Here is a 20,272-nt window from a genome sequence, read left to right as displayed (position 1 = left end):
CAGGATCGCGACGGGTATCAGAGTGGGGAATCTGCTGGTTCCCGTGGATCCGCGCACCAGCGTGAAGAGTCGCTGGGATGAGCGGTGAGGTTTTTGCCTCAGGGCCAGTTCAGGTCTGAGTGTTTTTACGGGGTGTTGCGCGTTTGGATGTGGCTGTTTTCCCCTGGCGATCTTCCAGACGCTTTCCGTTTTTAGTCGCAGGCGCACTGACCAGGGGATTCTCCGCGCCATCCAGAGGCTGTCCGGGTTCGATCTCAGCCAGTCGTTGTCGGGCGCGCGCTCCGTATTCCTCCGAAAGTTCGAAGCCCACAAACTGCCGCTGCAGTTTCTTCGCAACCGCCAGCGTTGTGCCGCTCCCTGAAAAAGGATCCAGTACGACTTCGTCCGGATGAGAGCAGGCACGAATGATGCGACCCAGCAGTTGTTCGGGCATCTGACAGCCATGCCAGCCCTGACGCTCTTTGAACGTGCCATTGATCCGCGGGAAGTACCAAGTATCTTCCTCCCCCTGGAAACTTTCGGGAATGTCCTGCGGCCTTAAAATCCAGGTATCATCGGGCAGGCGGCCTTTGGGATTCGCGCGTTTATCGCCATACACCAGCTGACGTGCAGAAGGAATGCGAATCGCCGGGTCGTCGGCATTGAAGGTAAACTGCTTCGAATCTTTTACCATATAAAACAGGTGCGCGTGAGAGCGACTGAATTTATTTTTGCAGTTCACACCAAACGTATAATACCAGATGACCCAGCTGCGACACGTCAGGCCCAGTTCACGCTGCATCATGACTTTCAACTCAGCTGCATATTCATCTCCAATCGCCAGCCAGAAAGTGCCATCCGGTTTCAACAGCCGCACCACTTCCGACAGCCAGAGCTTACACCAGTCCAGATACTGCTCACTCTCGAGCCGGTCTTCATACTGATCGTATTCGTAACCGATATTGAATGGCGGATCTGCAAATGCCAGATCAATCGACTCCGCTTCCAGTTCCTGCATGCCTGAGATGCAATCCTGAATATATATCTGGTTCATTTTCGTCATTGGAGAAACAGTCGCGACGGAGGAAGGGCGGGTGAATTATTTTTTTCTGCGAATGCGTTTGTAACGAACATTACAGCCGATCGCAATGGTTTCTGTCGTTTCTGGCTGTTTCCCGTTTAATGCCGCTGCGATCGCCTCCGAAACGTAGTCCTGTTTGACTTTACTGGCGTCGGTCGCATCGTCCATGGCGCCCATATACACAATCTTTCGTTCTTTATTTAAGACAAAAAATTCCGGGGTTCGCGTTGCGCCAAACTCCTGCCCTATCTTCTGGCTCTGATCAAACAGATACGGAAACACAAATTTCTTTTCCGTCGACTGTTCTTTCATTTTTTCCAGACTGTCTGCGGGCACCAGATTCACATTTACGGCGATCACAGCCACGGGGGAATCTTTGGCAGAATACTTTTGCGCCAGTTGGTTCAAGCGGCCTTCATAATCAACCGCATAAGGGCAGCTGTTACAGGTGAAGGCGATTACCAGTACGTCTTTATCCTGAAACGATGCACTCGAGTACGACTTGCCATCCGTCGCCGGCAGCTTCTCCCACGTCGGTGCTTTGTCTCCCACGGTCAGCACGGGATTATATTTACCGGCGCAAAGTGGGGACTCATTTAAGAACAAACAGCAGGCAAAGACAGCCAGCAGAAAAAATATCTGTCGTGAAGCAGACATCATTATCAACCTCAAAAATAGCCGGGAAAAAATCAGTCGTTATTTTACCAGGGGACATCAAAACGAATTCGCTCAGCCAGCTCTTTTAACTGGTTCGCATGATCACGGTGTACCAGCAGCCCTTCACCTAATGAACGCTGGGTCTGCTCCCACTCACTCTCTCCCGGTAAGCGGACCGGTTCGTTTTCGTTGACTGTACTTAACTGGTGAATGCATTTGATCGCGGAATCAAGTTCATTATGAAACTGGTCTTCTTCGACAAACTGTTTCAGATCGATCACATAAAAGAAATGTTCCGAACCTTCGATTTCCGGTGGTTTAGTTTTATTGATCGGCAGCTTACCGCCTGCCAGGGCACCTGTCAGAATCGAACTGACCATTGCCAGTCCATAGCCACGCGGACCTGCTGCGGGCAGCAAGGTTTTTACTGCAGATGAATCCGTTGTTTCTTTGCCTTCACTGTCGAGAGCATATCCGGGTGGAACCGGCAGACCATACATGGTCTGTGTATCCAGTTTCCCCCAGGATGTTTTCGCGCACGCCATATCCAGTACAAACGGGGCACCTTCGCGTGTCGGCACACCCCAGGCAATCGCATTATTGGCGGTAGCACCCTGCGTACTCCCATGGGCGGCCACCGTCGCTCTCCCCGTGTTGGTGGTGCAGTAACCAATCATACCTGCTCTCACAGCCATCAGGACATACACGGCAGCAGCGCCAAAATGATGGCTGTTCTTAACTACGACGGTTCCGGTTCCGACTTCTCCCGCTTTTTTAATCGCCAGTTCCATGGCCCGGGTTGCTGCGACGTGTCCCATCGATTTGCTGCCGTCCAGCACCGCGATGGCCGGCGTTTCTTTGAGTGTCAGAATCTGAGCCCGGGGGTCGATGTCACCCATGTCCATCGAATCGAGATAGCGTTCAGCCGTGCGACTGCCATGAGAGTGAATGCCGCGCAGATCGGCTTCAATCAAACGGTCGGCAGCAATTTCTGCTTCGACCTCAAACATACCCATCCGAACAAACAGTTTGACCAGCAGTTCCTTCAGTGGTTCCAGAGGAATCTGAACTTCCTGGGATCGATCCTGAGGCGGTGCAAAATGATCCGACGACATATTAATGGCTCTTTAATTAGGAGGCAGTACCCGCGTGCATCATCATGAATGCGGGAGGAAACTTATGCCTTCATCATATAATAACCACTCGCCAATTCCAGCCTGATTCGACTTCGGTCCTGCTTGCCTTCAAGAATATTCAACCACTGAAATGAACGCACAGATCCTGCCCAGGAGCCCCGACCTGTCGGCAACTCCCTCGATTCACTGTCCTGGTGGGTCTAATTCGTCATATTTACGTCAAACGAATTATCCCCTTCACTGATTTCGAAGGTTAATTCGCTTTTATTCGGATCGCGGTATTTCAAGGGGATATTTTTGTATTCTTTTTTGGTCGAGACCGGGATGGCATCCTGGGGCGGTGCTTCAGGCGGGGGCAGGATTGTGACTGCATATTTTCCCGTTTTTAATGGATCTGTAATCGTGTAAAGCCCTTCTTCTGACAGATCAGCCGAAGCGCCGACACCCAGTTCGGAGGAATAAAAGGAAATCACTCCCTCAGAGACTGGCGCACCTTCATAGCTCACTTTGCCTTTGACCTGACCCGTGGGGATTTCTGGCTCCCCCCCGCAACCTGCAATCAAAAAGATGAATCCAGAGAGAACGCCACAATATTTTAAACTCGACTTCATGATGAAACCTTTAGTCAACTGTACCCGGTGTTATTAGACAGTAATCATCGTTCTCTGATTCGTGCTGGAATAGAGGGAAAATGCCTGTGCTGATCAATGGTGTGTTTTAAACTGACGCCTCCTGACAACAGCGTCCCTGGGTTGCAGGATGGATTCCCGTCAGCCAGAGAGCTGCTACAGGTAAATGCGATGTGTTCTAGAATTCTCCGATGACCTGTCCATCATCACGTACACAAAGTTGTTTCAACGTCAGAAAATCAAGATTCTCGGAAACAAAGCGGACGCCCCCATCTGCCAGCAACGTATGGATTCCACCGGTGTGATAAGAATTGATAATGGTATTCCCGGAGTAGGCACTACTTGAGCGGGGAACGGTGTTGCCGCCGGCCTGACCTGATTTCGCGTTGATGGAAAAGGCAACCGTGGTCACACCTGCGACGTGATGCGCGCCGGTTCGACTCACAACATCACCCGTGGAGGACCAGCCGCGCCAACCGCCGTGATAGTTAGTACGCCAGTCATTTCCGGAAACACTTCCAGATTGTTCCGCAACGATAATTGTGTTCGATGTTCCGTCTGTCACATCGCGGAAACGGTAGTTCTTGCCGGGGACCAGTAATCCGTTATTGCAATACACGCCATAGTTAGCCGCCGTAGAGCAGACGTTGGAGCGACCGGCGGGGTCAGGAGTCGCACCGCTGATGCCGACATAATCATGGCATTGCAGTCGATCGTAATTGCACATGCTGCCTGAAGGATTGTTAGGATCCAGCGGACTGGAAGGACACTGAAAGACAGGGATCTTGATTCCCACGATAATCAAATTTGTGTTAGTTGCCTGTTGACCGTATGAGCTCGACGAATTACAGCCGGAAGCCCAGTGCCCAGAAACATTCAATTGATTGAAAAGGGGCGCCTGGTCGATGCTGGGGAGTAAACCGTAGCGCCAGTTGGGACGATTTCCGGGCAGGGCACCAACGGGAAACGTACTATAGGTTTCATGGTAGTTATGTAATGCGAGGCCGATCTGCTTCATATTATTTTTACAGGTGCTCCGTCTTGCCGCTTCCCGGGCCTGTTGAACTGCAGGAAGTAACAGAGCGATTAGAATTGCAATAATGGCGATGACGACCAGCAGTTCAATTAAAGTAAATCCTCGTTTTGTTTGGATTGGCGGGTTCATTAGGATGCCTCTTCGTTAAAAGGAGTGATTATGGGGAAGGAAATAAAAGCAATAGCTCACGTAGCGTGCAGGGACATTCAGTGCATTTCCCTGTCATGACTGGTGTATCTGGAAGGTGTCTAGACTGTGTCCCGTTTTACTGTCGCGTCTCCAGGGCCATTTGGACCGAGTATCATAGATTGTGAGACGCTATGGTTAAATGTGATGCGCTCTAGCGGGGAGCCTGGAGCCCTGTGATGAATCTGGGGGGGAAGGTAGGTAACTATTCTTAATAAGTAATGCTAAGAATATAAGCCCTTGCTTATGTTCACGCAACAACAATTCAGAGCAGCCGAACCGTTTTTTGGGAATTTATTCAAAAGAAATAATCGCTAAATTCAATCGTGTAAATGAGATACATGCCGATGAATCCAGGGAATTCAGCGTGACATCAGTGGGATTTCCAGATGACAGATCAGAGAGAAGACCAGCAAAAAACCGCGATAAAGTATACAAAGGTGTTTTTTATTTCGCAGACAAATCGACGCGGATGATTTCTTTGTCGTTACGGGCGAAAACGCTTTTCATGGCGAACGCAGGATGCGACCAGATCGTCATCCGCCGCTGGACCCGCCGCGTTGGTTCGATCAGTTTCGCCCGGCTCAGTTCTTCGTAACCCGCGGGAGTCAGATTCGCGATAATCAGATCGCCTTGTTCATTGTGCAGAAAATAGCGGTCTTCATGGGGGATGATAAACGCATTCCACCAGCGGCCTTTGCCTGTGGCCTGTTCCGTTTCCCACAGTCGTTTTCCGTTACTTGCATCCAGGCCTCTCAACTGTCCGTAACTGCCGACACCATAAATATTCTTCCCGTTGAAGACGGGGGTCATCATAATCGGGTGTAGCCCATCGGTATTGATTTCATTGTCACTCTTGCCCGACCAGACAATTTTTGCCTGATTGCCATCCGGCGAGACTTCAATCATCCGCGGGCCATTATAAAAGCTGGCGACAAATAACCGATTTCCCACCTTGCGAGGCGTGGCGATACTCAAACCGTAGCGCACGCCATACGGGACCTCCCAGATCAGTTTTCCATTCTCGGGGTTGATCGCCGAAACCGCCGTCGGATGCCAGACGATCAGTTCCCGCTGACCGCCAAATTCAAAGATGACAGGGGGCGCATATCCCACGGCTGCATCTTCCAGCGAACGCCACAGCTCTTTCCCGGTTTTCTTGTCAAAACTGACTACGAGTGAATTCTTCTGTCCTCCGACCAGTGTAATCAACTGGTCGCCTTCCACCAGCGGTGCAGCGACCATGCCCCAGGTGGGGAGTTGCGTTCCATACTCGGATACAAAATTCTTGCCCCAGAGTACCTTCCCGTTCTTTGCATCCAGGCAGAGCAGGTGTCCCTGCGCACCGACGGTATAAACACGACCATCGTTGATGACAGGCGTCGAACGGGGCCCGGCAGGATAGCTGACCGAGTACTCGACGGGGTACTCATATTTCCAGATGATTTTACCGGACTCTGCGTCGAGACATAAAACTCGTTCAAAGCTGACCCGTTGTTTGAAAATGCGATCCGTTACAAATACGCACCAGCGCGAATTCACTTCTGCGACAGCAGGTCCCGCGTAACCCTCTCCGATGGGCGTCGACCAGACACGGGGCAGCACGCCGGACGTGGGCAGAGTTTTCACAATTCCTGTTTCCCGCCAGACCAGATCGTGCTGCGGTCCTCCCCATTGAGGCCAGTCGTCACAGAAAGCCTGCTGCGATACGAAGCTGAAACAGAGTACGAACGCGAGCAATTCTCGTGTGCCGACCATAATTACCTCAAGGGTTGAATGGAAAGAATTATTTTACTTCGTGGACCAAAAGCATGCCCACGCTGATTTCTACATAGCTCACCATAGCAAACCACTGCTAACAAGCTGAAAACAAAAAACACGTTGTCGAAAATCACATAGGTCACCATTGATTACTTTTCGGTGGCTAACAGCGTGGCTAATTCTATAAGTATCGCATCATTTACCACCAATCAACCAGCTGCCGAAAAACAAAATTCAAAAAACACAAAAGTTTTAAAGGGGAAATCGGCGGTTTAAAAGTGATCTTAGCGGATATGAGCGGAAATCGGCGGGTATCGTCGGATGACTAAAAAACCCTTTATTTCAGGCATCAAACAAGGGTAGGCGCCTGGAAAATATCGATTACATTGGCCTCACTTCAAACGCAAAACAACAGATTTGAAAGTGAAGCGATGGTGACAAAAACAACAGAGCAGCTGGCCGGGTCTGATGAAGACTATGGGTACAAGTTCGGCTGTGACGGTCTTCTAAGCATCAAGAAAGCAGCATCGATACTCGGCATTCATGCTAATACCGTGAGGCGATGTTGCGAAGACGGTCGATTGAGAGGCGGCAAGTTTCCAGTTGCCGATGGCGGCGAAACAGGCAACGGAAAACGGGTTGTCTGTGCCCGTTCAGTCCTGAATTTAATTGAGAGAGCAAAGGATTAACTAATGCAAAATATTGATCACACACAAGCCAGAGACGCAAAGCCAGGTTCGCCATTAAAAACCGGTGACCGAGTGCGGTGCATCCTGTTCGACGGCTCCATCGTTGATGGGGCTGTGGTTGGGAAAACGGCGTTCTATGTGAATGTCGATGTGGACGGCGAACCGCTGTCATTCGATTTTGACGACGTGTTTTCTGCTGTTGTCTCTGAAGAGGATTTTCATTTGCGGGCAAAGATCGTCAGCGGGCGGTTTCACACTCAGCTGGGGCTGATGAACACAGCCAACCGGTCTAATGCCATAGCCGCGAGGGCGGTGCCCGCATGATCGGTTTTCTGAAACGCCTGGTCGGCTGGCTGTTTGGGTTTGATGGAAGGGAGGTGGAGAGATCAAAAGTTGAAATTATCGAGATTGATTTAGGGGCTGGCCCAGTCTGGCTGGATCTGGACCGGCGCGACAGTATCGAGTTTATCCAAAGGAGCAAGAACAATGACTGAATTAACTGATGAAAACCGGCTTACTTTTGAATTGTATAAGCCGCAAGAAGACGGCAGTAGTGATTTGAGAGATGCCACATACAAACGGAAAGGTCGGGAAGTCGTGTGGTCCTCTTCTCCACTGGCAGCCATTTCCAAGGGCAGTGCCCTGCGTTTCAATAAGGCAGCAAAGCTGAAATATGATCTTGGACCCAAAACACATGTCTGTTTTTATTACTCAGAAGAACTGAACGCACTGGGGATGAAAAAAGTCTCTTCAGGTACTCCAGGTGCTATAAAGTTTTTCGACACAAATCAGGCATCGGTTGGCATCAGCAGTGTTATCAAACGGTTCAACCTGTCGGGAGGACCGATCAATCATCGCCTGGTATCGTTTGATAGTTACACTGGTCTGATTATTATTCATGCTGTCCATCAGAAGGGAAAAAAGCCGGGATCGATAGGGGTGACGGTGCCATTTGCAGGTAAGGCGTTTCTTCAAGATGCGATGAACCGGGCTCGTCGAGGGATGCCGCAGGTTGGCCCTGTGCGGCTTCCGACAACGCAGGTTATCTCGGATGAACTTCCGCAGAAAGCTGTTTGCAAAATCGAACCGGACCGGGCTTACACTCTTGACCAGATTGCGGATGCCGCTGGTGTCAGCAAGTCTTCTATCAACACCATGCGTCAGAAAGGACTTCCAACCCGGAAGTACGGACGGCGTCTTCTGGTGATCGGTCTGGATTACCTCAAGTTTCAGAAGTCGTAAGTAGCGGCAGAGAGTTGTCGATTGACTGTTAATCTTAATATTTCTGGAGTGATAACAATGCAAGATCGAGTTGTGGAATACCACAAAACAGGAGACTCTTCTCATGATTTTTGGCTGGGGCATATCACTGCCTGCAACCACCAAGCGGGAGGGGTTCCATCTTCATACATAATCAGAAATCCACTGCATGCTGCAGACCTTGGAGAACCACAAGATTATCCGCCTGTCTGCATGCTGAATTTTGATACTGGTTTTTCTGAAGCAGAAATTCTGGCAATCATCATTGACCGGTTCGAAAAAAGGCATGCCGCTTCAATTGATGATATTCCTGGGGAAATTGTCGAAAAGGCCCGCGATCTGCTTTCCACTTTGAAAGCGCACGGAGAAACAGGTGTTTTGCCGTGAATCACATTGACCGCTTTATCGAATGGCTGGAGGAGGTCAGTCGGAAGGATGCCAGGGTGGATTACTGGCTCACTCGTGAGGAACTGTATGGTTCTCGGTTTATATCCGATCCCTGGTATGGAATCACAACGGCGATCAATCGCCATTGCCAGGCACGGTGGAGTCTGACCTTTGCGTTTGCAGCTGCCTGGATGGCTGCAATTACTTACTACGTTTTAACGAAATGAAAGAGGTACGCTTTGAAAGATTTCTTTAAAGGATTGGGCGTGGTCACTGCTCTGGTATTAATTGTCATCTTCACGGCAGGCAGTATCGGCTGTTTCATCGAACTTAAGCAGCTGCAGGATGAATGCACCTCGCTGGGTTACGGCGGATATCACACCAGAGACGGGAAGCACATTTTCTATCTGTACGATTCAGCAAAATCGAAAACCAAAGCAGACAGGCGACCCAGTGAGGCCAGACCATGCGGAGACCTGGCCGGGCGAAAAATAAAGATGGCATCGCAATAAAATGTTCTCCTGAGTGATGCCATGGTAACCCCTGTATCTCAATTGGCAGAGGACAGTTTAGCGGAGCTGTAGGTTGCGGGTTCGAATCCCGTCAGGGGTATTTGAGGGACGCTTTTTAATCACCACATTTTCAACTGCGTGGAAGGTACGCGCAGAGACAAGCAAAAAGAGAAGGGACGCAATGAAATGAGTCAAGCTGAAGAACAGATTTTACAAACTGATTTAGATCAACTTGAGGTGATCGGAGAAGAAATCCAGAGTCTCGGTGTTGATATGTCTTTTGGCATGCAGGATCGAATCGAAACGATCTGCCAGGCCATTCGTAATTTAACACGCATCAAAAAACACCTGCTTTATTTGGCACAACATTAAGGGGAAAACCGTGACTTGTATCACTATTACTAATTCAGGTGTGGAGTTCAATCTCACCAATATCGACTCAACGCAAATCGATATCAACGATATTGCCCACCATCTAAGTCTGATCAATCGGTTTGCTGGAGCGATGGAAGTGCCTTATAGCGTGGCACAGCACAGTGTCATTGTCAGCCGCATTGTTCATCCACGGTTTGCCCTGCCCGCGCTGCTGCATGATGCTGCTGAAGCTTACATCGGGGATATTTCAGCGCCGGTCAAGAAGTTGCTGCTTATGCACGGAGTCAATCACCTGGCTGAATACGAAAGTGTTCTGCTGTGTTTGATTCTGGAAAAATACGGCGTTTCTCATTATTTAATGCGGGAATCTGCAAACCCGGTTCACACAGCAGACATGCAGGTCCAAGCAACCGAATTTCGCGACCTGTTTAATCCACCACACTATCTGCCAAGTCTGCCGACTCCGCTTGATACAACAATCAGACGAATCGACCCGGCTACGGCAAAACGCTCGTTTTTAATCCGTTTCCACGAACTCACAGAAGGAAGATATGACTATGACCAAGACGACGAATTCTACGAAGAAGATGAACACTTTGACGAACAAATTTAGCCTGGTCAATACCGTTGGGCCCTGCCTGGATAAAGTGCTTCAGGACTGCGGTTCAGAGCCTCGCAAGGAAAGTGTTTTCTTTGACGTGCATTTCCTGAAACCCGTTTTAAGCGTGGACATGCACAACACCACTGACGAAGAGGTTCTCGAATCAGTACGCGACTACTGTTACGAGATGGCTGGTAAATTCCGCGAAGCTGGAATGAATGTGCAGAAGCGATTAGAGGCTGCACAGCAGCCAGTACCACCATTGTCCGAACTGATCGGTCATAACGTCCATTTTGTAATCTGAAAGGCTACGTTTTGAACAAGTCTGATACTGTAACCGAACTTTCAGCAGCACTGGCAAAGGCTCAAGCGGGCATTGCCAATGCTGCAAAGGAGGGAGTCAATGCCAACCCTCACTTTAAACATAACTATGCCACACTCAAAAGCGTGTGGGCAGTATGCAAAATTCCGCTGACAGAAAACGGTCTGAGTGTAGTTCAGTCACCAGAGTTTGACGGACAGTCTGTGAAGGTGACAACAACGCTTTTGCATAAGACCGGGCAGTGGATCGAGTCAACAATCACAATGCCGGTGAAAAAGCTGGACTGTCAGGGGATTGGCTCCGCTATCACTTACGCCAGGCGCTATGCACTGGCAGCAATGGTGGGCGTGGCTCCTGATGGTGATGACGATGATGGCGAAGCTGCTGTGAACCATCATCAGAAGACACAGCAGCCTGCGAATCAACAGCAAACCCAGCAACAACAGCAACGCCAACCTGCGCAGCAACAAACCCAGGGTGAAAAGACCGACTCTCAAAAGGTCAACGCATTCCTGAAGGCTGCCAACTGCCAGTCTAAAGAAGATGCTGACCTGGTTCTCGATTTTGTGGCACCTGGTCACACAACCGAAACGGTCAAGAATCCTGAAATTGCTTCGTTCGTGCTGGCATCCATCAAAGACAAATTGAATTTCGGTCTGTTCAAACCTGAAACGGTTCTGGGCATTGCCCGCGCTGCTGCTGATGCTGCGGACGCGTTTTGAATAGGAAAATTATCGAATGCATATAGACGACGTAAAAATTGACGACGAATTCAAGTGCCTGTGTCCTGGGCTGACCGACGATGAATTGCGACGGCTCAAGGCGAACATCATCAGCGATGGTGAGTTTCGCGAACCGGTTGTTGTATGGAAGTCAGAAGAGATCCTGATTGACGGGCACAACCGACACGACGTGTGGTGGAACATGGACGGCGAGCAGCGCAAGCAGATTGCACCACCACGCGTTCTGTTGAAGGAATTCGCCAGCCGGGAGGAGGCTCACAATTGGATTATTTCCAATCAGCTCGGACGGCGGAACCTGGATGAAAAGCAGAAGTCTTACCTGATCGGCAAACGATATCAGGCAGAGAAGAAAGACAAAAGCAAAAATCTGAAGCCAGGCGGTTCCAGTGGCAATGTCTCGAGTGGTCACAGTGACCACTCGAAGAAAACCGAAGTCGTTATCGCTGAAGAAGTCGGCAAAAGTCCAAAACAGGTTAGAAGAGATGAGAAATTCACCGAAGCCGTTGACACGCTGGTTGAGAACATCGGGCCTGAAGTGAAACCGGAAATCCTGAACGGCAAAGAGATTACCAAAAAGAAGGTGATGGAAATTGCCGAGTTGCCAGCTGACAATCAGAAAGACGAATATGACCGGGCAATGGGACGGGGCAAACCGTCTGGCGGTGACTCCTTTGATCCTGCGGAATGGGGCGGAATGGAGCCGGTTGACGATCCGGTTATTCCTGAAGATGTGGTCACTGAATACCACGTGAAGGAAATGCAGGCTGCGTTCAACGAAGTTCAGAAACGCGCTACGGCTCTCAAGAAAGCAATCCACGAATTGCCGGACGGGCCGGGCGGCGCCTGGTACAACCCTAACGCAATGCAGGACATCATGACCTGCTACACAAACCTGATGAATACCATCAAATACCGGAAACCGGTCGCAGTCTGCGGGCATTGTGGCGGCAAGAAGTGTGAACGGTGCTATCAGACCGGGGCTCTGAATAAAGATCAATCAGAGGCACTGAGAGAGGGATTGGAGGCAACAGCGTGAAGCATGTAATTGGCTTTTCAGGAGGTGTAGATAGCCAGGCGTGCCTTTGGTGGATGCGTCAGAAATTCGGTGATGAAGATATTATCGCAATGAATTCTGATGTTGGTGGCCATGAGCACCCAGTCACTACTGAATTTATAAGGCAGTTTAGCGAGACCGTTTTTCCAGTTGTTCAAGTCACTCCATTGATTAAGGATCTCGGAACACGTGGCACAAGGCCGGGAAAGACACGAGATCGAAGGCAAGAGTTTGATGATAACGACGTTCTGACATTCGACCGACTAGCGTACATCAAACAAAGGTTTCCATCTCGCAAGGCACAATTCTGCACTGAGCATCTGAAGCTTGCTCCCCAGCGGCGTTGGTGTAATGAAAATCTGAGGGACAAAGGTATTGAGTTTGAGCGATACACTGGTGTTCGTTGTGATGAATCAGATGCCAGGAAGAATACCCCTGAAGGGAAATGGGACGATTATTTTAAGTGCCAGATTCATTACCCCATTCGCTGCTGGACAAAACAGGAATGTTTTTCGGTGCTGAAAAAAGCGGGAGAAGAGGTAAACCCACTTTACAGGATGGGGTTTAACCGTGTCGGATGCGCCCCCTGTATCAATGCAAGCAAAGCAGATGTCAGGGAGTGGAATGCACGTTTCCCTGAAATGATCGACAAGGTACGTGAATGGGAACAACGTGTCCGCAGAACTTTTTTTGCTCCCTGCGTCCCTGGAATGAGAATTAACTGGATTGATGACGTTGTCAGATGGTCAAAGACGGCTTTTGGAGGAAAGCAGCCAATGCTCCCAATTGTCGAAGTAGAAGCGGCGGCTGGGATGTGTAGCAGTAGCTATGGACTGTGTGAGTAGTATTAAACCTGTGGTGGTGTGACGTGCAGCAGTTTCTGTTTCAGGATGATCAATCTGTAAAACCTCAGATAAAAGGTCCGTTGAAATTTACGCCTCGGGATTATCAAGCCGAGGCGATAGGTAATTTCTACGACCTGATTGATGATGGTTCACCGGGGGCAATCGCCCGGTGTTTTACAGGCGGCGGGAAAACGTTCATGGGAGCGATGGCTGCTGAACGTTGGCTTCGTCGTTCCAGTGATCATTATGTAATGGTGCTGGCTCATGAACGTCAGTTGGTGAATCAGTTTCGGTCTGAACTGGGAGATTTTCTACGTATCCCTGTCGGGCTGGAAATGGGGACGGACGGAAGTGTTGCCTTCGGCGGTTACGGAACGCCCAGGGTTACCGTAGCCAGTCGGGCAACACTGGCAGAAAAGGGCGGCTGTTCGCGTCTGTATAAATTCAGTTATGAAAAACACTGGTTGGTGATTATCGATGAATGCCATCGATACGCGTATTCGTTGCCTTCCTGCAAACACATTATTGACTGGTTTGAAAACAACCCCGAAAGCAAAAGGCTCGGGTTGTCGGCAACTCCAGAACGGGGAGACGGGATCTCTCTGCGCAGGCTGTTTCCCGATGTGGCATTGGATTACAAGATGTTTGGCGAAGAGAAAAACGCCATTCGGGACGGTTGGTGCGTTCCCTTTGATCAGCGATTCGTATCAGTCGAGGGTGTTGACTTCCAGAACATAAAAGAGGTCAACGGGGATTTTGATATTGAGGAGTTGGACGAAGCCCTCCGGCAACGTGAAGCGTTACTGTCGATGGTCAGACCGATGATGGATCTGGTTGAAGACCGTCGCACAATCATCTTCAGCCCTACCGTGAAAATGGCTCGGGCTGTTGCTCACACAATCAACGAATTTCGACCGGGCGCAGCGCAGGCCCTGGACGGTTCAGCTGGCGACGAATTGAAAGAAGAGCGATACAGCCAGCATCAAACCGGGCAGTTTCAGTTTTTATCTGTCTGCGGTTTGTGCCGTGAAGGTTACAACGATCCGGGAATCGAGGCTGTTGCTGTTTTCCGACCAACGAAAAGCCGGTCACTTGCAGAACAGATGAAGGGGCGTGGATGCCGTCCGTTGAGGGGAGTTCTGGACGGGCTGCTGACAGCCGAGGAACGCCGTGCTGCGATTGCTGCGAGCCTCAAACCGAATTGCATGATTATTGACCTGGTGGGCGTTACAGGGCTACCTCCGGTTGCCTCAACGGCTCATCTATTGGCCAGCGGAAAACCTGATGAAGTGATACAGCGGGCCAATCAGAACGCCATGAAAAACAAAGGACCGACCGACATGGTCGAGGAACTGGCCAAAGCGGAACGGCAGATTTCAGAGGAAAACGACGCAGCGAAACAGCGGTACCTGGAACAACAGCGAATAGAAAAAGAAGCGGCAGACCGGCTGGCCAGGATCAAAGGGGAAGTGCGCTATTCAACCAGTCAGGTAGCGGACGGTAACGGCGTTGCCAAGCGCGAGCTGAAAGGCGTCAAAAAAGAAATCACAGAGATGCCATTCGGGAAGTTCCAAGGCGAGCCAATTAAGGATCTGCCTGATTACTACCTGAACTGGGCAATTGAGAAATGCAAAGGGGGCTCATTGCAGAAAGCCCTCCGGAAAGAAGTCAGCAGGCGAGGGGGAATGAACGCGCCTGCTACTGAAAAACAAATCAATGTGCTGTCTCGGTTTGGATATGCCACAGACGGGCTCACACAGGCCCAGGCTGGCGACATCATCACGAATCAGATCAATAAGCGGACGATGTCCCGAGTGTGATTAGACGCGAATACAGGCCGTAAGTTTTCAACCAGCGGCATACAGCCCGAATTGGCAGTGAGTTGAAATAGCTTCGATGTGTGTGATTTAGCAGCACACTGCGAACGTAGTATCCGACGGTGACCGTGGAGTCCTGGTGTTGCGACCTGGACAGAAACGGCGTCCCTGAGTGGGCGTGAAATGTGGAGCAAAGACCCGTCTGAATCGAAGTGAAAACGTTGAAAAAGGACTTTGACTATTAAAGTCTTAGCTCCGGTTACGCGCAGTAATAAAGGCAACGGATTGAATGAATCACAGAGACAAGGTTATTTCGCAAGCGGTAAAGTATTCAGCCCACTTTGGTCTGGCGGTACTGCCGTTGAGCAGTTCAAAACAGCCCCCTCGGGACTTCGCCTGGCAACCGCTGCAGAATCGACGAATGACTGTAAAAGAAATACTGGGCTGCCCAGTCTGGGAGAACATCGGCATTGTTACTGGAGCAATCAGCGGGGTTGCTGTGATCGACTGTGACACAATGGAAGCGGCGAACCGTTTCTGGAATGAATGCAAAACACCTGTTGTTGTGGAGACTCCAAAAGGCTTTCATTTTTTCTATCGTCACCCTGGGCAGTCTGTCAAGACCTGCCAATCAGACGGCTATGACATCAGAGGCGACGGTGGTTATGTCGTTGCCCCTCCCTCTGTGGTCAATGGAAAACACTACCGGTTTCACAGCGGGGCTGAACAGTTCAGGCCGGAAAACCTGCCGTTGTTCAATCTGTCCTGGATTCCGAAACCGAAGTCAGAAACCTGCTCAACGGAGTTTGATAAAAAGATTCGGGACGGTGAAGCCTATGTAAAACGAATTTATGCAGTCAGTGGCCAGAACGGTCACAACGAAACGTACAAGGTTGTCTGTTACTTGAAAGAATCGGGCATGGATGAACTGGAAGCCTGGGCGGTGCTTCATCGTTGGAACGACACCAACGCTCAACCGCCGTGGAATGAAAAAGAGTTGTTACACAAACTGAAGTCTGTTTTTAGGAAGGCATGATCTGTGGCAAGTTTTAACAAAGTGATTCTGGTAGGCAATTTGACTCGTGATCCTCAGGTGAGGTATACGCCAGGCGGTACAGCCGTAAATGAAATCGGGCTGGCCGTGAATCGTAGCTGGTTCGATAAAAACTCCAATTCCCGCAAAGAGGAGACCACGTTCGTTGATGTAACGCTGTGGGGACGTTCGGCAGAAGTCGCCAGCGAATACCTCACCAAAGGGCGTCCCGTTCTGATTGAAGGCCGTCTGCAGCTGGATCAATGGGACGATAAAGAGTCCGGACAGAGACGCAGCAAGCTGAAGGTGGTCGGGGAAAACATGACCATGTTGGGCTCTGGTAATGGTGGCGGTCAGCAGGGCCAGCCTCAACAACAGCAGTACCAGCAGCAGCCAGCCGACGATGGTAGCGGCTTCGATGTTCATCGTCAGCCGTCAATGGATAACGAGGAGATGCCGTGGGACTGAAGAAAGCAAAGAAGAAACCCGACCTGGAATCAGTCTTCCTGAAAATCTGGCGGGAGGTAACCGGTTTGCCTCCGCCAGAGCGGGAGGTTCAGTTTCACCCAACGCGAAAGTGGCGGCTTGATTTTGCCTGGTTGAAACAAAGGGTGGCTGTGGAGATACAAGGCGGGACGTTCCTGAAGGGTAAGACCGGGCATTCGTCAGGTGTGGGGATTCAGCGAGACTGTGAGAAGGGCAACGCAGCAACGATGCTCGGATGGCGTGTGCTGCATTTTACAACGCAGGACCTGCGTAAGCAGCCTGTGCAATGCTGTGAGCAGGTGATTGACCTATTGAATTGGAGGTTCAAAACATGAGCAACAAACGGGCAGCAGCAATGGCAGCAGCGTATCTGGGGTATGGTGCTGAAGACCTGGACGCGTTCAGCGATGAAGTCAAACGGAAAGTAAATCGTCCAAGCTTACAGGAAAGCATTGACCGGTTTGAACAGGCAAAAGCTCGGGCAACAGAAGGACGACGCAATGACCTGCCTGGTCAACGGGTCCTTTTTGAGATATAGCAAACTGCTGAGTAACTAGGGAACTGTCGGTTTTTGTGTGTGTCTTTCCTTCTTTATTAAACTTAAAAATCAGTAAACCTAAGCACTAGATTCATCGTTTAGTTTTTCGAGTTCTTTTGTCTCAAGGTCCTTTTCAAGTTGTTCCTCTAATAATATTTGCATTTCCAACGATGGGAAATCCTTCACCAATTTATCAAGAACAACATAGTTGTCTTTATTTATAAATGATTGTTCAGTTCTCACCCTGGAAAGCAAACCATAATAAGCATTCAAAAAGTCAGGACCAATGTCTCGTGGCACATGCTTACCCATCTTATTAACAAGAAAAAGCAATTGGGCTACAAGATACTTATATCTCTGTTCATATTTTTCCGCGGATATATTTCTTTGAGTAGACCTAACCAATTCTAATATTTCTTCAATCATGTCTGATTGTGGACGCGGCTTAATATCACAGGAACCACTATCTTGCTTAAGGATATTATTTATGTTCTCTTCGTATAATGGCCATTCTCGGTCAAAGTACTCATTAAACCTATTGGGGTCTAATTTTAATTCACCGGTGTCTTCGTTAATCACTTCCATGAATTCTTTGAATTTCTGCTTCTCAAAATTTTTATGCTGAAAGAAAGATAACGGAGATTCAACTTGCGAACTTTCAAGACCAAACAACAAGGTATGGACCCTTGATTTTGTATCCCCTTTAAATAAATTTCCTGTTTCAAAATGTACCCATTTATTATTCAGGCATTCTTTAGTCAGACAGAGCACCCCAATATTGGTAGCTTCCAGAGGCTTAATAAGTTCAGCAGGGAAATAGCTCCCACTTTCAATGTTGCGATCTGAATAGAATGGGTCTACAGCTTGGATAACTGACTCCATCCATCGCTTCGTTTCTTTGGCAATATCACGGCTAGTAGCGCCACCCCAACTAAGAAATACTTTTGTTTTCATTTATCAATCTTTCAAAAAATGTATGTGACTGCCTGTGGACATTCTCACAAAACAGCACCAATTTAGCAATCAGGAAAATCGGAATCCGATTTAACGGTCTTACATAATTTTCAACCTGTGGTAGCTTTGAAATCGGGTATTCATTTTTACGGATTGAGCATAAAGCGGGTGGTATGACCAAAGAGGAAGCGGACCGGATTACAGCTGTTGAAGTTCAACTGGCTGCATTAACGGCTGAGATCAGAGAGCAGAGCAAAACGCTCTTTGAGGTTGTTAATCGTCATGAACAGGCCCTCTCCGGGAATCACGAATACCCTGGTATTGGTACGCGTGTTGCAATTCTGGAGGGGTTCAGCACCCGAGTCAAGTCAGTGATAGCTGCTGTTTTCGCAGCACTTCTCGCACTTTTGATAAATGCCATCAGTGGCGCCATGGGGGCTAAATGAATGATGATGACTATGGATTCCTGGCAGCTGCTGCGGTTGTTCTGCTGCTTATGATGGGCGGCGGTGGCGCTCAGGCTGAATTGCGGTTCGTTCCGACTCCCCCGTTTCAGGATGTTCAGCCGGTGGTTGATATTCCAGACGGATATCGCCAGCAAAACTGGGCTCCCTACGGTGAAGGCTCCTGCGTTCATGCCTCAATGGTGATGCTGTTGCGTTGGCAGGGCCGTCCAGAACTGGCTGACTGGTGGCGCAAGACTTTCAACGGTGGTGAGTATCCCGACTCATTCAATCAAAAACTGAACGCAGCAGGTGTCAGTTTTGCGGAAACCCGCAACGGGGATGTTGAATTCCTGGAATGGTGTATCAGAACCCGACGTGGTGCTTGTGTAACGATCATGGGCGGGGCTCATATGGTCTGCCTGGTCGGTCTCGATGATCAATACGCGTGGATTCTGGACAACAACGACCCGCATAACATCAGTCGCTGGACTCGACAGGGGTTCCTGAATGAATGGCACAACAGCGGCCATCAATGGGCGGTGACTCCGGTTTTCGATCCTCCTCCGCGAAAACCAAAGCTTTAATGCTGGAACTTGCGTTTAACTTTCTCATTGTGCTGCCCTGGGCGGCTTCTATCGTGCTGCTGGCTTGGTTCAGCAACCGTGACTTTCTTTTACATTGGAGTGATGACGTTGAAATCTAATCTGAAGGTGCTGTTTTTTGGTGTGTTTGTGCTGGCGCTGGGGATGGCTGCTTATGCTGACGTTCAAGAGCGTGTAATTGATCTGCCTGAGGATGGAAACAAGTGGTTTACGTCCCTCTTTTTGCATGATTCATGGCAGAACAGCCCCCAGGAATCGATGCTGGTGAACGCGTTTGAGACTGACCAGCGGTTGGTGACGCTGTCTAATCAGACGATTTTCAACACGTATACCGAATCCGACCCGCATTATCGGGAAACGTTTTCCGAGGCCATTCCCGATTTACCAGCCATCGCAGTGCAGCGCCCTGATGGAACTGTCGTCTATAAGGCCAGTGGTTCCAATATTCCCCGATCCGGGCCAGCGATAGCAGATTCAATCCAGCGAACGTCCCGTCGACGTTGCTGGCGTGGTCAGTGCGAGCCTGACAATCAGGTTCAACCATACGAGCGAAAGCTGGATGAAAAACGGCAGTCTCTACTGGGGCCGATTCCTGATTTAATCGACCTGGGGAATAAAGCTGCAGCAACGAAACGCCTGCTTGATGGATCACTGCCCACTTTACTGTTGGTGGTTGGTGGCCTGTTTGTCTTCTTTCTTGGTTACAAAGCAAAGGACTGATTATGGATTTGATTGATGTGAACCCGCTATTTGCTGTGCTGATTCTAGCGGGGCTCTATTTTGCGGGGCAGTTTCTGAAGAAAAAGAAAGCTGATCTCGGGGTTTCCGGTGGAAGCGACAGCGGGTTCATCGGTGAAACGCTGGAAAACCTGACAGCCCTGTCGAGTTCGATGACGGCTGCAGGCTTCAAACTGCTGCCTCAGCTACCCGATGCTCTGATGAAAAATGATCGGGGCTATGTCGACAAGTTGATCAGGCAATTGATGCTGGCATTCAATAACCCGGACCAACGGCAGGCGGAACTGGAAGAGGTCTTCACAAAGCTGCTGGAAGAAAAGTTTAAAGACCCGGATAAGCGACGATTGCTACTGGATCGAATCGAACGACTGAAAGCGGCGGAGACTGCGAAACCTGCTGTGTGAA

At 49.7% G+C, this 20,272-nt stretch carries 29 protein-coding genes and 1 tRNA gene; 23 read left to right on the top strand and 7 right to left on the bottom strand.

Annotated elements, in window-relative coordinates; genetic code table 11:
* Window positions 1-109: 109 nt before the first annotated feature.
* From Pan161_RS28565 to Pan161_RS28540, 6 genes are all read right to left on the bottom strand, one after another.
* On the bottom strand, window positions 110-1,033 hold the full coding sequence (locus Pan161_RS28565) for a DNA-methyltransferase (protein WP_232103541.1): 924 nt from the start codon (window positions 1,031-1,033) through the stop codon (window positions 110-112).
* 45 nt (window positions 1,034-1,078) lie between these two features.
* Window positions 1,079-1,720: a thioredoxin family protein gene (locus Pan161_RS28560; RefSeq protein ID WP_232103540.1), complete on the bottom strand. Its 642-nt coding sequence runs from the start codon at window positions 1,718-1,720 to the stop codon at window positions 1,079-1,081.
* 41 nt (window positions 1,721-1,761) lie between these two features.
* Complete coding sequence (locus Pan161_RS28555) at window positions 1,762-2,832, bottom strand: Ldh family oxidoreductase (RefSeq protein WP_145232120.1); 1,071 nt, start codon at window positions 2,830-2,832, stop codon at window positions 1,762-1,764.
* 221 nt (window positions 2,833-3,053) lie between these two features.
* On the bottom strand, window positions 3,054-3,464 hold the full coding sequence (locus tag Pan161_RS28550) for a hypothetical protein (protein WP_232103539.1): 411 nt from the start codon (window positions 3,462-3,464) through the stop codon (window positions 3,054-3,056).
* 196 nt (window positions 3,465-3,660) lie between these two features.
* Window positions 3,661-4,647, bottom strand: coding sequence for a DUF1559 domain-containing protein (locus tag Pan161_RS28545; RefSeq protein WP_145232119.1), 987 nt, complete (start codon window positions 4,645-4,647; stop codon window positions 3,661-3,663).
* A 504-nt stretch (window positions 4,648-5,151) separates the two neighbouring features.
* The gene (locus Pan161_RS28540; RefSeq protein ID WP_145232118.1) at window positions 5,152-6,462 is read right to left on the bottom strand and encodes a PQQ-binding-like beta-propeller repeat protein; all 1,311 of its coding nucleotides are present in this window, start codon (window positions 6,460-6,462) and stop codon (window positions 5,152-5,154) included.
* A 434-nt stretch (window positions 6,463-6,896) separates the two neighbouring features.
* On the opposite strand from Pan161_RS28540, the gene Pan161_RS28535 reads away from it, so the two are divergent.
* The 19 genes from Pan161_RS28535 to Pan161_RS28450 all read left to right on the top strand — a co-directional run bounded on the left by Pan161_RS28535 (window position 6,897) and on the right by Pan161_RS28450 (window position 17,127).
* Window positions 6,897-7,154 carry a helix-turn-helix domain-containing protein gene (locus Pan161_RS28535; protein ID WP_145232117.1) on the top strand — a complete coding sequence of 86 codons (258 nt, stop codon included), beginning with the start codon at window positions 6,897-6,899 and terminating at the stop codon, window positions 7,152-7,154.
* 3 nt (window positions 7,155-7,157) lie between these two features.
* Window positions 7,158-7,478 (top strand): hypothetical protein, encoded by a 321-nt coding sequence (locus Pan161_RS28530; RefSeq protein WP_145232116.1) that lies wholly within the window; start codon window positions 7,158-7,160, stop codon window positions 7,476-7,478.
* Complete coding sequence (locus Pan161_RS30785; protein ID WP_197995574.1) at window positions 7,475-7,648, top strand: hypothetical protein; 174 nt, start codon at window positions 7,475-7,477, stop codon at window positions 7,646-7,648. The genes Pan161_RS28530 and Pan161_RS30785 overlap by 4 nt, the downstream gene beginning before the upstream one ends.
* On the top strand, window positions 7,641-8,396 hold the full coding sequence (locus Pan161_RS28525) for a hypothetical protein (RefSeq protein ID WP_145232115.1): 756 nt from the start codon (window positions 7,641-7,643) through the stop codon (window positions 8,394-8,396). Before Pan161_RS30785 ends, Pan161_RS28525 begins: the two co-directional genes overlap by 8 nt.
* 21 nt (window positions 8,397-8,417) lie before the next feature.
* The gene (locus tag Pan161_RS28520) at window positions 8,418-8,801 is read left to right on the top strand and encodes a hypothetical protein (protein WP_145232114.1); all 384 of its coding nucleotides are present in this window, start codon (window positions 8,418-8,420) and stop codon (window positions 8,799-8,801) included.
* Window positions 8,798-9,028 carry a hypothetical protein gene (locus Pan161_RS28515; RefSeq protein WP_145232113.1) on the top strand — a complete coding sequence of 77 codons (231 nt, stop codon included), beginning with the start codon at window positions 8,798-8,800 and terminating at the stop codon, window positions 9,026-9,028. Before Pan161_RS28520 ends, Pan161_RS28515 begins: the two co-directional genes overlap by 4 nt.
* Window positions 9,029-9,040: 12 nt before the next feature.
* On the top strand, window positions 9,041-9,313 hold the full coding sequence (locus Pan161_RS28510) for a hypothetical protein (protein WP_145232112.1): 273 nt from the start codon (window positions 9,041-9,043) through the stop codon (window positions 9,311-9,313).
* Between the two features lie 27 nt (window positions 9,314-9,340).
* Window positions 9,341-9,413, top strand: a tRNA-Ala gene (locus Pan161_RS28505).
* Between the two features lie 86 nt (window positions 9,414-9,499).
* The gene (locus Pan161_RS28500; protein WP_145232111.1) at window positions 9,500-9,685 is read left to right on the top strand and encodes a hypothetical protein; all 186 of its coding nucleotides are present in this window, start codon (window positions 9,500-9,502) and stop codon (window positions 9,683-9,685) included.
* 10 nt (window positions 9,686-9,695) lie between these two features.
* A complete protein-coding gene (locus Pan161_RS28495; RefSeq protein ID WP_145232110.1) occupies window positions 9,696-10,301 on the top strand; it encodes an HD domain-containing protein in 606 nt (201 codons plus the stop codon).
* Window positions 10,285-10,593 carry a hypothetical protein gene (locus tag Pan161_RS28490; RefSeq protein WP_145232109.1) on the top strand — a complete coding sequence of 103 codons (309 nt, stop codon included), beginning with the start codon at window positions 10,285-10,287 and terminating at the stop codon, window positions 10,591-10,593. Before Pan161_RS28495 ends, Pan161_RS28490 begins: the two co-directional genes overlap by 17 nt.
* Window positions 10,594-10,604: 11 nt before the next feature.
* Window positions 10,605-11,333, top strand: coding sequence for an ERF family protein (locus Pan161_RS28485; RefSeq protein WP_197995573.1), 729 nt, complete (start codon window positions 10,605-10,607; stop codon window positions 11,331-11,333).
* A 16-nt stretch (window positions 11,334-11,349) separates the two neighbouring features.
* Window positions 11,350-12,390, top strand: coding sequence for a hypothetical protein (locus Pan161_RS28480; RefSeq protein WP_232103538.1), 1,041 nt, complete (start codon window positions 11,350-11,352; stop codon window positions 12,388-12,390).
* A complete protein-coding gene (locus Pan161_RS28475; protein ID WP_197995572.1) occupies window positions 12,387-13,253 on the top strand; it encodes a phosphoadenosine phosphosulfate reductase domain-containing protein in 867 nt (288 codons plus the stop codon). Before Pan161_RS28480 ends, Pan161_RS28475 begins: the two co-directional genes overlap by 4 nt.
* 80 nt (window positions 13,254-13,333) lie before the next feature.
* On the top strand, window positions 13,334-15,073 hold the full coding sequence (locus tag Pan161_RS28470; protein WP_145232106.1) for a putative quorum-sensing-regulated virulence factor: 1,740 nt from the start codon (window positions 13,334-13,336) through the stop codon (window positions 15,071-15,073).
* Window positions 15,074-15,359: 286 nt separating this feature from the next.
* Window positions 15,360-16,106, top strand: a complete 747-nt coding sequence (locus Pan161_RS28465; protein ID WP_145232105.1) for a bifunctional DNA primase/polymerase — start codon at window positions 15,360-15,362, stop codon at window positions 16,104-16,106.
* Window positions 16,107-16,109: 3 nt separating this feature from the next.
* On the top strand, window positions 16,110-16,571 hold the full coding sequence (gene ssb / locus Pan161_RS28460) for a single-stranded DNA-binding protein (RefSeq protein WP_232103537.1): 462 nt from the start codon (window positions 16,110-16,112) through the stop codon (window positions 16,569-16,571).
* Window positions 16,562-16,924, top strand: coding sequence for a PDDEXK family nuclease (locus tag Pan161_RS28455; protein WP_197995571.1), 363 nt, complete (start codon window positions 16,562-16,564; stop codon window positions 16,922-16,924). The genes ssb and Pan161_RS28455 overlap by 10 nt, the downstream gene beginning before the upstream one ends.
* Window positions 16,921-17,127, top strand: a complete 207-nt coding sequence (locus tag Pan161_RS28450; RefSeq protein WP_145232104.1) for a hypothetical protein — start codon at window positions 16,921-16,923, stop codon at window positions 17,125-17,127. The genes Pan161_RS28455 and Pan161_RS28450 overlap by 4 nt, the downstream gene beginning before the upstream one ends.
* A gap of 78 nt (window positions 17,128-17,205) precedes the next feature.
* On the opposite strand, the gene Pan161_RS28445 is transcribed toward Pan161_RS28450, so the two are convergent.
* Window positions 17,206-18,081, bottom strand: coding sequence for a TIR domain-containing protein (locus Pan161_RS28445; protein WP_145232103.1), 876 nt, complete (start codon window positions 18,079-18,081; stop codon window positions 17,206-17,208).
* A gap of 173 nt (window positions 18,082-18,254) precedes the next feature.
* Between Pan161_RS28445 and Pan161_RS28440 the strand changes: the two genes are divergently transcribed.
* The 4 genes from Pan161_RS28440 to Pan161_RS28425 all read left to right on the top strand — a co-directional run bounded on the left by Pan161_RS28440 (window position 18,255) and on the right by Pan161_RS28425 (window position 20,271).
* Window positions 18,255-18,527, top strand: coding sequence for a hypothetical protein (locus Pan161_RS28440; RefSeq protein ID WP_145232102.1), 273 nt, complete (start codon window positions 18,255-18,257; stop codon window positions 18,525-18,527).
* Window positions 18,524-19,111, top strand: a complete 588-nt coding sequence (locus tag Pan161_RS28435) for a hypothetical protein (protein ID WP_145232101.1) — start codon at window positions 18,524-18,526, stop codon at window positions 19,109-19,111. Before Pan161_RS28440 ends, Pan161_RS28435 begins: the two co-directional genes overlap by 4 nt.
* A gap of 108 nt (window positions 19,112-19,219) precedes the next feature.
* Window positions 19,220-19,849 carry a hypothetical protein gene (locus tag Pan161_RS28430; RefSeq protein ID WP_145232100.1) on the top strand — a complete coding sequence of 210 codons (630 nt, stop codon included), beginning with the start codon at window positions 19,220-19,222 and terminating at the stop codon, window positions 19,847-19,849.
* A gap of 2 nt (window positions 19,850-19,851) precedes the next feature.
* A complete protein-coding gene (locus tag Pan161_RS28425) occupies window positions 19,852-20,271 on the top strand; it encodes a hypothetical protein (protein ID WP_145232099.1) in 420 nt (139 codons plus the stop codon).
* Window position 20,272 lies beyond the last annotated feature (1 nt).

Origin of the sequence: Gimesia algae (assembly GCF_007746795.1) — a bacterium.
Classification (GTDB): Bacteria; Planctomycetota; Planctomycetia; order Planctomycetales; family Planctomycetaceae; genus Gimesia; species Gimesia algae.
This window is presented reverse-complemented; position numbering and strand designations above follow the sequence as displayed.

What these genes read in the sequence shown, in the direction of transcription:
- Pan161_RS28465 (WP_145232105.1), top strand. Translation starts at nt 15,360, where the DNA reads ATGAATCACAGAGACAAGGTTATTTCGCAAGCGGTAAAGTATTCAGCC.
- Pan161_RS28445 (WP_145232103.1), bottom strand. Translation starts at nt 18,081, where the DNA reads ATGAAAACAAAAGTATTTCTTAGTTGGGGTGGCGCTACTAGCCGTGAT.
- Pan161_RS28540 (WP_145232118.1), bottom strand. Translation starts at nt 6,462, where the DNA reads ATGGTCGGCACACGAGAATTGCTCGCGTTCGTACTCTGTTTCAGCTTC.
- Pan161_RS28550 (WP_232103539.1), bottom strand. Translation starts at nt 3,464, where the DNA reads ATGAAGTCGAGTTTAAAATATTGTGGCGTTCTCTCTGGATTCATCTTT.
- Pan161_RS28535 (WP_145232117.1), top strand. Translation starts at nt 6,897, where the DNA reads ATGGTGACAAAAACAACAGAGCAGCTGGCCGGGTCTGATGAAGACTAT.
- Pan161_RS28450 (WP_145232104.1), top strand. Translation starts at nt 16,921, where the DNA reads ATGAGCAACAAACGGGCAGCAGCAATGGCAGCAGCGTATCTGGGGTAT.
- Pan161_RS28530 (WP_145232116.1), top strand. Translation starts at nt 7,158, where the DNA reads ATGCAAAATATTGATCACACACAAGCCAGAGACGCAAAGCCAGGTTCG.
- Pan161_RS28560 (WP_232103540.1), bottom strand. Translation starts at nt 1,720, where the DNA reads ATGATGTCTGCTTCACGACAGATATTTTTTCTGCTGGCTGTCTTTGCC.
- Pan161_RS28565 (WP_232103541.1), bottom strand. Translation starts at nt 1,033, where the DNA reads ATGAACCAGATATATATTCAGGATTGCATCTCAGGCATGCAGGAACTG.
- Pan161_RS28435 (WP_145232101.1), top strand. Translation starts at nt 18,524, where the DNA reads ATGAATGATGATGACTATGGATTCCTGGCAGCTGCTGCGGTTGTTCTG.
- Pan161_RS30785 (WP_197995574.1), top strand. Translation starts at nt 7,475, where the DNA reads ATGATCGGTTTTCTGAAACGCCTGGTCGGCTGGCTGTTTGGGTTTGAT.
- Pan161_RS28425 (WP_145232099.1), top strand. Translation starts at nt 19,852, where the DNA reads ATGGATTTGATTGATGTGAACCCGCTATTTGCTGTGCTGATTCTAGCG.
- Pan161_RS28500 (WP_145232111.1), top strand. Translation starts at nt 9,500, where the DNA reads ATGAGTCAAGCTGAAGAACAGATTTTACAAACTGATTTAGATCAACTT.
- Pan161_RS28525 (WP_145232115.1), top strand. Translation starts at nt 7,641, where the DNA reads ATGACTGAATTAACTGATGAAAACCGGCTTACTTTTGAATTGTATAAG.
- Pan161_RS28555 (WP_145232120.1), bottom strand. Translation starts at nt 2,832, where the DNA reads ATGTCGTCGGATCATTTTGCACCGCCTCAGGATCGATCCCAGGAAGTT.
- Pan161_RS28440 (WP_145232102.1), top strand. Translation starts at nt 18,255, where the DNA reads ATGACCAAAGAGGAAGCGGACCGGATTACAGCTGTTGAAGTTCAACTG.
- Pan161_RS28480 (WP_232103538.1), top strand. Translation starts at nt 11,350, where the DNA reads ATGCATATAGACGACGTAAAAATTGACGACGAATTCAAGTGCCTGTGT.
- Pan161_RS28545 (WP_145232119.1), bottom strand. Translation starts at nt 4,647, where the DNA reads ATGAACCCGCCAATCCAAACAAAACGAGGATTTACTTTAATTGAACTG.